The following is an 11,337-nucleotide window of genomic DNA, read 5'->3' as shown; positions in this document are numbered from 1 at the left end:
TCCAGAATTCCGATAAGGGGCGATGAGAGGCCGAGGGGCCGCATATATGACCGAATCTTCAGCAGGAATCGGCACCATCCGTGAGGACCAGCAGACGATTGTCTTCGACTCAACCGAGCACATGGTCCAGTCTTTGGGCGCGAACGATGAAGCCCTGAAAGTCATCGAGAACGCCTTTCCGGAGGTGAACCTCCACGTCCGCGGAAACGAGCTCTCAGTCTCCGGCCCAGCCCCTGCAGTGGACCGCACCGTCCGCCTCGTCAACGAGGTCCGGGTCCTTGCGCGGCACCAGACGCGGGTGACGCCCCAGATCCTCGAACAGCTGATCACCATGCTCAGGGACCAGAGTGCGGACCGGCCGGCCGAGGTCCTCACCCAGAACATCCTTTCGACGCGCGGCCGCACCATCCGCCCGAAGACGCTCAACCAGAAGAACTACGTTGACGCGATCGACCGCAATACGGTTGTCTTCGGGATAGGCCCGGCGGGCACCGGAAAGACTTACCTGGCCATGGCCAAGGCGGTCCAGGCCCTGCAGCAGAAGGAAGTCAACCGAATCATCCTGACCCGTCCGGCGGTTGAAGCGGGGGAGCGGCTTGGATTCCTTCCCGGCACGCTTAACGACAAGATCGATCCGTACCTGCGTCCGCTCTACGACGCGCTGCACGACATGATGGACCCGGAATCGATTCCCCGGCTCATGGCCGCCGGAACCATCGAGGTAGCCCCGCTGGCCTACATGCGCGGCCGTACCCTCAACGACGCCTTCATCATCCTGGACGAAGCGCAGAACACGACGCCGGAACAGATGAAGATGTTCCTGACGCGCCTTGGGTTCGGGTCCAAGATGGTGGTCACCGGCGACGTTACCCAGGTGGACCTCCCCGGCTCCACTACCTCCGGCCTGCGGATCGTCCATGAAATCCTGGACGGCATCGAGGACGTGCATTTCTCCGAACTCACCGCCACCGACGTCGTCCGGCACCGCCTGGTGAGCGACATCGTGACCGCCTACAGCGAGTGGGATGAAGAACGCCGTTCCCGCACCGGGGCAGGCAATGCGGCGCAGGAGAAGAAGCGATGAGCATCGAAGTCAACAACGAGTCAGCCATGCCGGCGGACGAGGAAGCGCTGTCCCGCCTGGGCCGGTTCGTCCTGGACGCCATGTACGTCCACCCGGAGGCCGAACTTTCGATCATCCTCGTGGACGAGGACGCCATCGAAAAACTGCACATCGAGTGGATGGACCTTCCCGGCCCCACCGACGTGCTGTCCTTCCCGATGGACGAGCTGCGTCCCGGAACACCGGGACGCCCAACCCCGGCGGGGGTCCTGGGGGATATTGTGCTGTGCCCGCAGGTTGCGGAACGCCAGGCTAAGACGGCCGGCCACGGCCTGGAAGACGAGCTCCTGCTGCTGACTACCCACGGCATCCTGCACCTGCTTGGCTACGATCACGCCGAACCCGAGGAGGAAGCCGAAATGTTCGGCCTCCAGCGCCGGCTGCTCTCGGACTACACGGGCAGGGAAGCCCCGAAGGAGACACGCAGTTGAGCGTAGGCGTCCTAGTGGTCATGGCCATCGCCTTCGTGGTGTTGGCCGGACTCCTGACCGCCGCCGAGGCAGCCTACGGCTACCTCCCGCGCCATGAAGCCGAGGCGCTGCTCACCGGCCGCGCCGGGAAACCGCTGAAGCGGATCCTGCAGCACCCTGTGGCGCACATGCATGCGCTGCGGTTCTGGCGGGTCTGGTTCGAAATGGCGACGGCGGTGTCGGTCGCCATGGCCTTCCAGCTCGTCGTCGAGAACCTTTGGCTAGCTGGGCTCCTGGCTACGGTCACCATGGCCGGAGTGGGTTTTGTGCTGGTGGGAGTCTCCCCGCGCCAGATCGGCCGGCGGCACGTCACCGGCGTCGTAGTCCTTACCGCAGGGCTGGTGAGCGTGCTGCGCACCATCCTTGGACCTATCCCCGGCTGGCTCGTGAAGGTCGGCTCCGCCGTCGCCCCGGGAACGCAGGGACCGGATGCAGCCTTCTTCACGGAGGAGGAGTTCCGCGAACTGCTGGACCGCGCCTCTGAAGCGGACATGATCGAGAACACCGAAGCGGAACTGATCCATTCCGTCTTCGAACTTGGCGACACCAAGGTGCGTTCGGTGATGGTCCCGCGGACTGACATGGTCTGCATCGATTCGGGGTCCACCCTCCGGCAGGCGATGTCCCTGTTCCTGCGGTCGGGTTACTCGCGGGTGCCCGTCATCGAGGACAGCGCGGACCAGATCGTCGGCATCCTCTATCTCAAAGACGTAGCGGCCCAGATGCACGGCCGGGATCCTGAAGCCGGCAGCCAGGCCGTGGACGGTTTTTGCCGGCCGGTCCGCTATGTCCCCGAATCCAAGGCGGTGGGGGAGCTGCTGCAGGAACTGCAGCGCGAGTCCACCCACGTGGCCGTGGTGATCGATGAGTACGGCGGAACTGCCGGACTGGTGACCCTCGAAGACCTGATCGAAGAGATTGTTGGCGAAATCGTTGACGAGTACGACTCAGAGCGGCCGGACATCGAAGACCTGGGTGACGGCCGCTACCGGCTCAGCTCCAAGGCCGGAATCGATGACCTCGGCGAACTGTTCGACATCAGCCTCGAGGACGACGAGGTGGATACCGTGGGCGGCCTGCTGGCCAAAGCCCTTGGCCGCGTGCCTATCGTGGGCAGCGAAGTAGTCGTCGAGTCGATCGTGCTCCATGCCGAGCGGCTCGAAGGACGGCGCAACCGGGTCTCCCACGTCCTTGCCTGGCGGCAGCCGGAAAACGGCGAAGACTATACGACGGCGGCGGCCCACCCGGACCGCCCACAAACAACAGAACTGGTACCCCGAAATGACTGAACCCACGTTCCGCGCCGGATTCGTGTCCCTGGTGGGACGGCCCAACGCCGGCAAGTCCACCCTGACCAACGCCCTGGTAGGACAGAAGGTGGCGATCACCTCGGCGAAGCCGCAGACCACCCGGCACACCATCCGCGGAATCGTGCACCGGGAAACGTCCCAGCTCATCCTGGTGGACACGCCCGGCCTGCACCGTCCCCGCACCCTGCTGGGACAGCGGCTCAATGACCTGGTAGCGGACACGCTTGCAGAGGTGGACGCCATCGGGTTCTGCCTGCCCGCCAACGAAGCCGTGGGCCCGGGCGACCGCTACATTGCAAACCAGCTGGCAGCGCTGAAGCGGAAGCCCGTCGTCGCGCTGGTTACCAAGACGGACCTGGTTGACCGCGCCGCCCTCGCGAAGCAGCTGATGTCCGTGACGGCACTGGGCAACGAAGTGCTGGGGGAAGCGGGCTGGGCGGACGTTGTTCCGGTCTCCGCTGCTGACGGCTTCCAGGTGGACACTGTTGCGGACGTCCTTGCCTCACACATGCCCGCGTCCCCTCCGCTGTACCCGGACGGAGAGCTGACCGACGAACCGGAAGCCGTGATGGTTGCCGAACTGGTCCGTGAAGCGGCGCTCGAGGGCGTACGGGATGAACTGCCCCATTCACTTGCCGTGGTGGTCGAGGAGATTGTCCCCCGTGAGGGCCGCAGCGACGAAAACCCGCTGCTGGATGTCAGGGTAAATCTCTACGTTGAACGTCCGTCGCAGAAAGCGATTATCATTGGGCGGGGCGGTTCACGCCTTCGCGAAGTGGGAACGAATGCACGCCGCGGCATCGAAGCGCTGCTGGGTACCCGGGTTTACCTGGACCTGCACGTAAAGATCGCCAAGGACTGGCAGCGGGATCCCAAACAGCTGGTAAAGCTGGGATTCTAGCCGCCCCGGGCGGCATCCGTCCGGGTCCCAAGCTTCTTTCCAGCAACGGCCCGTACACTTTGTTCATCCATTTTCGCAAGCCATCAGTTTCAGATCCAGGGGAGGGAACGGCTATGCCATCACGCCGTGCCGCTACAGGTCATGGTCCCTCCGGATCTGCCGCTACCAGCCGACGCCGGCCCTCACCCGTTCCTGGCGGTCGTCACCTGGGCAACGGAAAAGCGCGCGGGGGGCACCCGGTGCTTGCCGCGGTGGCAGTGCTGCTTTCCCTCACGCTGGTCTCCGGACTTGTGTTCGCAGGGGTCCAGCTCATGCGCCTGCAGAGCAACTTCGACACCAAACCGCTGAACATCGGGCAGGGCCAGCCTGAAATCCCCGCGGACACCAACCGGGATTCGATGCAGATCCTGGTGCTGGGCACCGACAACCGGGACGGCCAGGATTCGAACAACTCCGACGTCATGATGCTCGTGAACATGGCGGCGGACCGGTCCCATGTGACCGTGGTGAGTTTCCCCCGCGACCTGCTGGTCCCGCTGCCCGCCTGCACCGACCCTGAATCCGGACTCCAGTTCCAGGCGATGGACCTTGCCCAGTTGAACGGAGCGCTGGGCAACGGCGGTCCCGGCTGCACCGTGGCAGCCATCAACGAGATGACCGGCCTGAGCATTGACCACTTTATGATGGCCGACTTCAATGCCGTGAAGGAACTGTCCAACACCCTGGGCGGCGTTGAGGTCTGCGTCAACCAGCCGGTAGACGATCCGCTCTCCGGCCTGAACATCCCCGCGGGGGTTTCCAGTGTCCAGGGCGACCAGGCACTGGCGTTCCTGCGCACGCGCCACGGCTTCGGCAACGGCGGCGATGAAGGCCGCATCAAGGCACAGCAGAGCTTCCTTGCCTCCATGGTCAGGAAGGTCCAGGGCGAGGGGACGCTGAACAACCTTCCCCGGCTGTACTCCATCGCGGACACCGTGACGAAGAACCTCACCGTGGATGAGGGGCTGACGGACATCTCCACGCTCATCGCCCTGGCAGGGCGGCTCAAGGACGTGGACCTTGGCAACGTCGCTTTCGTGACGGTCCCTGTTGTCCCGTACGAACTTGATCCCAACCGGCTGGTCCTGGACGAGGACGCTGCCCAGCCGCTGTTCGACGCCCTGATCGCAGACCAGCCCGTCGGCGCGGCAGCAGAAGAGGAACCGGCGGCGGAGACTCCCGGCACGGCGACCCCGGGGACTACCCCCGAGCCCGTGGATGCCGAGATTGATCCGGCTGCCATTCCGGTGACCATCCTGGATGGCATCGACGGAACGGAGAGCGGCCGCGACGCCGAGCTGGCAAAGTACCTGCTCAGCGAAGGGTTCACGCAGGCACTGGCCGGCGGCCTGTCCGCCTCAACGTCTCCGGGCACGCAGGTCTTCTTCGCGCCGGGCTTTGACGATATGGCCCTGGAAGTTGCCGAAGCGCTGAACATTCCCGCATCCCAGGTTGCCGTGAGCTCTGCCGTGACCGGCGTCGTCGTGCAGGTAGGGTCCGATTTCACCAAGGGCAACGTCATGGAGGACACGGGGGATCTTGGCGGCCTGACCGGACAGACCGCGGCGCAGGTTACGTGCCAGTCAGCGTTCGGTTACTGAGTTTTCTATAGCCCCTAAACGTGCGTGCTAGTCTGGGCACGTGCGCGCAGAGATCCTCCTTCTTAGCTGCCGCGGCGAGGCCACGCAACCCACTGTTTAGGCCGAACCCTCGCTGCGGAGTTTGTGTTGCCCGGCCACCATTTCTAAAGCTCTCAAAGAAAAGGCCACCCCAGACATTATGCGAAACGCACAGCAGCCCTCCGGCATGCCGATCCACAAGTATGTTCCGTTCCAGGACCAGATCAGCGTGGATCTGCCAGACCGCACCTGGCCGGACAAAGTGATCACCAAGGCACCGCGCTGGTGCGCCGTCGACCTCCGTGACGGTAACCAGGCGCTGATCGATCCCATGACGCCGGAACGCAAGCACAAGATGTTCGACCTGCTGGTCAACATGGGTTACAAGGAAATCGAAGTCGGATTCCCGTCCGCCTCCCAGCTGGACTTCGACTTTGTCCGCCAGTTGATCGAGGGCGACCGGATCCCGGACGACGTCACGATCCAGGTCCTCACCCAGTCCCGCGAGCACCTCATCGAACGCACCTACGAAGCCCTCGAAGGCGCCGACCGCGCAATTGTCCACCTCTACAACTCCACCTCGGTGCTGCAGCGCAAGGTCGTCTTCAACACGGACCAGGACGGCATCGTGGACATTGCGCTGACCGGAGCGCGACTGTGCAAGAAGTACGAAGAGCAGCTGCGTGGCATCGATGTGACCTACGAATACTCGCCCGAGTCCTACACCGGCACGGAGCTGGACTTCGCCCTGCGCATCTCGAACGCGGTAGCTGAAGTCCTGGAAGCCTCCACCGACCGGCAGATGATCCTGAACCTGCCGGCCACGGTTGAAATGGCAACACCGAACGTTTACGCGGATTCCATCGAGTGGATGCACCGCAACCTCGCCAACCGTGAGGCGATCATCCTCTCCCTGCACCCGCACAATGACCGCGGAACCGGGGTTGCGGCGGCAGAACTCGGCTACCTCGCCGGTGCGGACCGAATCGAAGGCTGCCTGTTCGGCAACGGAGAGCGCACCGGAAACGTGGACCTGATCACCCTGGGCATGAACATGTTCAGCCAGGGCATCGACCCGCAGATCGACTTCTCCAACATGGACGAAATCCGCCGGACGGTCGAGTACTGCAACCAGCTGCCCGTTCCCGAGCGGTCCCCGTACGGCGGCGACCTGGTCTTCACGGCATTCTCCGGATCCCACCAGGACGCCATCAAGAAGGGCTTCGAGTCCATGGAGAAGGAAGCCGCTGCAGCCGGCAAGTCCGTGGACGAACTCGAATGGGGCGTGCCTTACCTGCCGATCGACCCGAAGGACATTGGCCGCAGCTACGAAGCGGTCATCCGCGTGAACTCGCAGTCCGGCAAGGGCGGCGTGGCCTACCTGCTCAAGAACGAGCACAACCTGGACCTTCCGCGCCGCGCACAGATCGAATTCTCCGGAGTCATCCAGCGGCGCACAGACACCGTGGGCGGCGAAGTTACCGGTGCCGAACTGTGGCGTGTGTTCCAGGACGAGTACCTGCCCACCACGCCGGACACCGGCGCCGAGCCGTGGGGCCACTACGCCCTCAGCTCCGTCACCGCGGACACTGCGGAGAACGGTTCATTCCTGCTGACCGCCAGCCTGCGGACCGGCGGCGTGCAGCAGCGCCGGGTAGCATCCGGAACCGGTCCCATTGACGCGCTGCTGCAGATCCTGAGCCAGGACGGCGTGGATGTGCGGCTGCTGGACTACTCGGAGCACGCACTGTCCGCAAGCGGCAAGGCAATGGCCGCGGCCTATGTTGAACTCGCCGTAGGCGAGCGTGTGCTGTGGGGCGTCGGCATCGACTCCAACACCACGCTTTCGGCGCTGAAAGCCGTCATCTCCGCCGTGAACCGGGCGATCCGCGACGCGTCAGGCGAATAGCATCCCCGTCCGGCAATCAGCCGGACAGCGCGCCCGGTACGCAGCTGCGCACCGGGCGCGCTGGCGTGCAGGAATACCGTCCTGCAGGAAAAAGCGGTCCAGCGTGGGAAAATGGATCCGTGGCCACTAAATCATTCGCTTCACGGACCTACCGTGACGAGGGCGTGGTGCTGCGTACCCACAAGCTGGGTGAAGCGGACCGGATCGTCATCCTCCTGACGCGCAACCACGGCCAGGTCCGCGCCGTCGCCAAGGGTGTGCGCCGCACGTCCAGCAAGTTCGGCGCCCGGCTCGAACCCTTCATGGTGGTTGACCTCCAGCTCTCCCACGGGCGCAACCTGGACATCGTGACCCAGGTCCAGACCAAGGGGGCCTATGGTGCGGGTATCGCCGCAGACTACGCGCGCTACACGGCTGCAGCCGCAGTCGCCGAGACGGCCGAGCGCCTAACCGACGTCGACGGCGAGTCCGCGAACGCCCATTATCATTTGGTCATCGGTGCAATGGCCGCCCTGAGCCGCGGAGCCCACTCACCGGAACTGATCCTCGATTCATATCTCCTGCGGGCACTGTCCACAGCGGGTTGGGCCCCGTCCTTTACTGACTGTGCCCGCTGCGGGGCGTCCGGTCCGCACAGCGCGTTTTCCGCCCCGCTCGGCGGTGCCGTGTGCCCGGCGTGCCGGCCGCCGGGCTCTGCCTCTCCGTCCGCCGAAACCATGCTGCTGCTTGCGGCACTGCTCAGCGGCGACTGGGGGTACGCAGACGCCTCCGGTCCACAGCCCCGCCGGGAATCGGCAGGGCTGGTAGCCAGCTACCTGCAATGGCACCTGGAACGGGTAGTTAAGTCCCTTCAACATGTGGAGCGTGTATAGCTTTGGTTCCTCCCCGCAACTCTCCGGCTGTTCCGTGGCCGCATCCTTCCGGTGCGGTACCGCCGCCGGTTCCCCGCGACCTGGTTCCGGCGCACGTGGCGATCGTGATGGACGGCAACGGCCGGTGGGCCAACCAGCGCGGACTGCCGCGCACCGAAGGACACCGTGCGGGGGAGGCAGCACTCCTGGACGTCATGGCGGGCGCCGTCGAAATCGGCATCAAGCACGTTTCCGTGTATGCCTTTTCCACCGAGAACTGGAAGCGTTCCCCGGAAGAAGTCCGGTTCCTCATGGGCTTCAGCAGGGACGTCCTGCGCCGCCAGCGTGACCAGCTGGACGAATGGGGAGTGCGCATCCGCTGGTCCGGGCGGCGGCCCCGGCTCTGGGGCTCGGTGATCAGGGAACTCGAGGTAGCCGAGGAACAGACCAGGAGCAACACCACCTGCACCCTGAACATGTGCGTGAACTACGGCGGCCGGGCCGAAATCACTGACGCCGTCAGTGCCATCGCCGAAGACGTCAAAGCCGGCAAGCTGCGTCCCGGAAGCATTTCCGAGAAGACAATCCAGCGCTACCTCGATGAGCCGGACCTTCCCGACGTCGACCTCTTCCTTCGCACCTCCGGGGAGCAGCGGCTCTCCAACTTCATGCTCTGGCAGTCCGCGTACGCGGAGATGGTTTTTATGAATACGCTCTGGCCCGACGTCGACCGGAGGACCCTGTGGGAAGCGGTGGAGATCTACGCGCGCAGGGACCGGCGCTACGGGGGAGCGGTGGACCAGGCGGCAGCGGGAGCCTAGCTGCCGTGCTGTCCGGGCAGGTAGGTTGCCGCCCACTTGCCCAGCCGGTCATACGCCAGCCTGCGGACCGGCTTTGCGGAGAGCATCACGTCATGCAGCGCCCCGTCGAAACGCAGGACCGTTACCACCGGGCCCAGGAGCAGCGCCCGCTGGACCATCAGGTTCACGTCCAGCACACTGTCCGTGCTTTTCATGGTCTCGTTCCAGGTGGCACCGATGGTCGACCGTGCGGAAGCCATCACCAGGACCGGGCACGTGATGTCCAGCCCGCGGGCCACCTTGGCATGGCCGGCCAGCACAGCAGTGATCCAGCCGGCCCGGACAGGCCAGCTGCCCGGCGGCTTCCAGACCGGATCCAGTTCCCACTCGCCGTCCGCTTCCGCGCTGAGGGACCGCCAGTAGAAATCCAGCTCGGGGATCTTCAGCCGGGTCTTGGGGCGGGTGCGCGCCAGCGGTTCAAGCAGGCCGGCAGCGGCGTTGCGGGCCAGGGAGCTGCCGCGCAGTTCAAGCCAGGGGCTGTTCAGGATCAGCGCCACAATCCGGCCCGGATGCCTGTGCGCCCACAGCGAGGCGATCAGGCCGCCGGTTGAATGCGCCATGAGGGTCAGGCGCACCGGTGTCTGGGTCCCGCGGCTTTCGCGGATGTCGGCTTCGACGGCGGCCAGGGCTGCTTCGATGTCCGCGTCGTAGTCGGAGAGGTCCGTAATGAACCCCTCGGACTGTCCCGGACGGAGGCTGCGGCCGTACTTTCGCAGGTCCACGGCATAGAAGGCGACTCCGCGCCCGGCCCAGAAGCGCGCCAGTTCAGTGTGGAAGAAGTAGTCCGCCCAGCCGTGGATGTAAACCACTGCATTCACCGGGGCAGGCTCCACCGGCGTGCGGAGCCGCGCCAGCCGTTCCCTGATCCGCCCGGTCAGCGACGGCGGCGGGGGAGGCTCCGGTGTGTAGGACACCAGCGTCGCGGTCACCGGGCCTTCGTCATCCTCGCCAAGTTCAAGCGTCAGTGCCCGGTAGCCGTCGCCGAGCCTGTCAGGTTGCCAGTTCTGCCCCATGTATTGAAAATACACGAACGAGTCGGTGCTCCCTGACCGCGATTTGGTGCAGGAGACCGCGAGTGGAAACATTAAAACATGCGCGTCTACCCCACGTTCTTCCGGATGGTGTTCTCCGGAATGGACCCCGAAAAAGCCCACAAGATCGGCTATGAGGCCATCCGTGCCGCAGCCTTCACCCCTGCCGCGCCGGTGCTGCGTGCCCTGACCCGTCCGGCCCCGGACCAGGCAGTCGATGCGCTGGGCCTGAAGTTTCCCTCGCCCTTCGGACTGGCCGCCGGCTTTGATAAGGAAGGCGCCGCCGTCGTTGCACTGGCGAATCTAGGCTTTGGCCACGTTGAACTCGGCACGGTGACGGCCCAGGCGCAGCCCGGCAACGCCAAGCCCAGGCTGTTCCGCCTGGTGGAGGACCGCGCCGTCATCAACCGCATGGGATTCAACAACGACGGCGCCGCCGCGGTCGCGCCCCGGGTGCGGAAAGCCGTCGATGGCCTGTACCGGCGCTGGGGACGCAGCCGCCCGATCGTCGGCGTCAACATCGGCAAGACCAAGAAGGTAGGGCTCGAGAACGCCGTTGAGGACTATCTGGCCAGTACCCGGCTGCTCGCTGCCGACGCCGATTACCTGGTTGTGAACGTGAGCTCACCCAACACGCCGGGGCTGCGTCAGCTGCAGAGCATCGATTCGCTGCGTCCGCTGCTGACCGCAGTGGGACGGACAGCCGATGAAACTGCAGGGCGGCACGTGCCGCTGCTGGTGAAGATCGCTCCGGACCTCACCGATGAGGACATCGATGACGTCGCACGCCTGGCGCTCGACCTTAAGCTCGACGGCGTCGTTGCCACGAATACAACGATCGAACGTCAGGGCCTGGTCACCGACGCGGAAACGGTTATTGCCGCCGGAGTCGGCGGGCTCAGCGGGGCGCCGCTGAAACAGCGTTCGCTGGAGGTCCTTCGCCGGCTGCGCAGCGCGCTCGGCCCGGACCCGGTGATCATCTCCGTGGGCGGCGTTGAAACCGGAGACGACGTTCAGGAGCGCCTCGCTGCGGGGGCCAACCTCGTTCAGGGCTATACGGCGTTCCTGTACGAAGGGCCGTTCTGGGCCGGGCGGATCAACCGCCGCCTGAGGGCGCTGCAGCGCCGGGGCTGAAAAACCGTCTAGGGCAGACAACGAAGAAGGGACCGGCCGAACCGGTCCCTTCTTCGTTGTCTGTATCTATGCCCGGGAGGCAGGAATCCG

The 11,337-nt window shown here is 65.0% G+C and carries 10 protein-coding genes; 9 read left to right on the top strand and 1 reads right to left on the bottom strand.

Translation table 11 applies throughout. From position 1 onward, the window contains the following. Positions 1 to 46 precede the first annotated feature (46 nt). From GD628_RS09240 to GD628_RS09205, 8 genes are all read left to right on the top strand, one after another. A complete protein-coding gene (locus tag GD628_RS09240; RefSeq protein ID WP_226802453.1) occupies positions 47 to 1,084 on the top strand; it encodes a PhoH family protein in 1,038 nt (345 codons plus the stop codon). Continuing rightward, entirely contained in the window at positions 1,081 to 1,554 is a 474-nt protein-coding gene (gene ybeY, locus GD628_RS09235; RefSeq protein WP_091604685.1) for an rRNA maturation RNase YbeY, read from the top strand. Before GD628_RS09240 ends, ybeY begins: the two co-directional genes overlap by 4 nt. A gap of 20 nt (positions 1,555 to 1,574) precedes the next feature. Next, on the top strand, positions 1,575 to 2,882 hold the full coding sequence (locus GD628_RS09230) for a hemolysin family protein (protein ID WP_377955599.1): 1,308 nt from the start codon (positions 1,575 to 1,577) through the stop codon (positions 2,880 to 2,882). Continuing rightward, entirely contained in the window at positions 2,875 to 3,804 is a 930-nt protein-coding gene (gene era / locus GD628_RS09225) for a GTPase Era (protein ID WP_091604691.1), read from the top strand. The genes GD628_RS09230 and era overlap by 8 nt, the downstream gene beginning before the upstream one ends. Before the next feature lie 239 nt (positions 3,805 to 4,043). Then, positions 4,044 to 5,444 (top strand): LCP family protein, encoded by a 1,401-nt coding sequence (locus tag GD628_RS09220; RefSeq protein WP_226802452.1) that lies wholly within the window; start codon positions 4,044 to 4,046, stop codon positions 5,442 to 5,444. A 178-nt stretch (positions 5,445 to 5,622) separates the two neighbouring features. Continuing rightward, positions 5,623 to 7,371 carry a 2-isopropylmalate synthase gene (leuA, locus tag GD628_RS09215; protein ID WP_152274500.1) on the top strand — a complete coding sequence of 583 codons (1,749 nt, stop codon included), beginning with the start codon at positions 5,623 to 5,625 and terminating at the stop codon, positions 7,369 to 7,371. A gap of 119 nt (positions 7,372 to 7,490) precedes the next feature. Next, positions 7,491 to 8,243 (top strand): DNA repair protein RecO, encoded by a 753-nt coding sequence (gene recO, locus GD628_RS09210; RefSeq protein WP_152274499.1) that lies wholly within the window; start codon positions 7,491 to 7,493, stop codon positions 8,241 to 8,243. A gap of 2 nt (positions 8,244 to 8,245) precedes the next feature. After that, on the top strand, positions 8,246 to 9,043 hold the full coding sequence (locus GD628_RS09205) for an isoprenyl transferase (RefSeq protein ID WP_226802451.1): 798 nt from the start codon (positions 8,246 to 8,248) through the stop codon (positions 9,041 to 9,043). Here GD628_RS09205 and GD628_RS09200 read toward each other — a convergent pair. Then, positions 9,040 to 10,095: an alpha/beta hydrolase gene (locus GD628_RS09200; protein WP_152274497.1), complete on the bottom strand. Its 1,056-nt coding sequence runs from the start codon at positions 10,093 to 10,095 to the stop codon at positions 9,040 to 9,042. The two genes, GD628_RS09205 and GD628_RS09200, sit on opposite strands and share 4 nt — an antisense overlap. A gap of 78 nt (positions 10,096 to 10,173) precedes the next feature. Here GD628_RS09200 and GD628_RS09195 point away from each other — a divergent pair, with 78 nt between their 5' ends. Then, a complete protein-coding gene (locus GD628_RS09195) occupies positions 10,174 to 11,247 on the top strand; it encodes a quinone-dependent dihydroorotate dehydrogenase (RefSeq protein ID WP_152274496.1) in 1,074 nt (357 codons plus the stop codon). Positions 11,248 to 11,337 lie beyond the last annotated feature (90 nt).

This window comes from Arthrobacter koreensis, from assembly GCF_009193255.1.
GTDB classification, from domain to species: Bacteria; Actinomycetota; Actinomycetes; order Actinomycetales; family Micrococcaceae; genus Arthrobacter_B; species Arthrobacter_B koreensis.
This window is presented reverse-complemented; position numbering and strand designations above follow the sequence as displayed.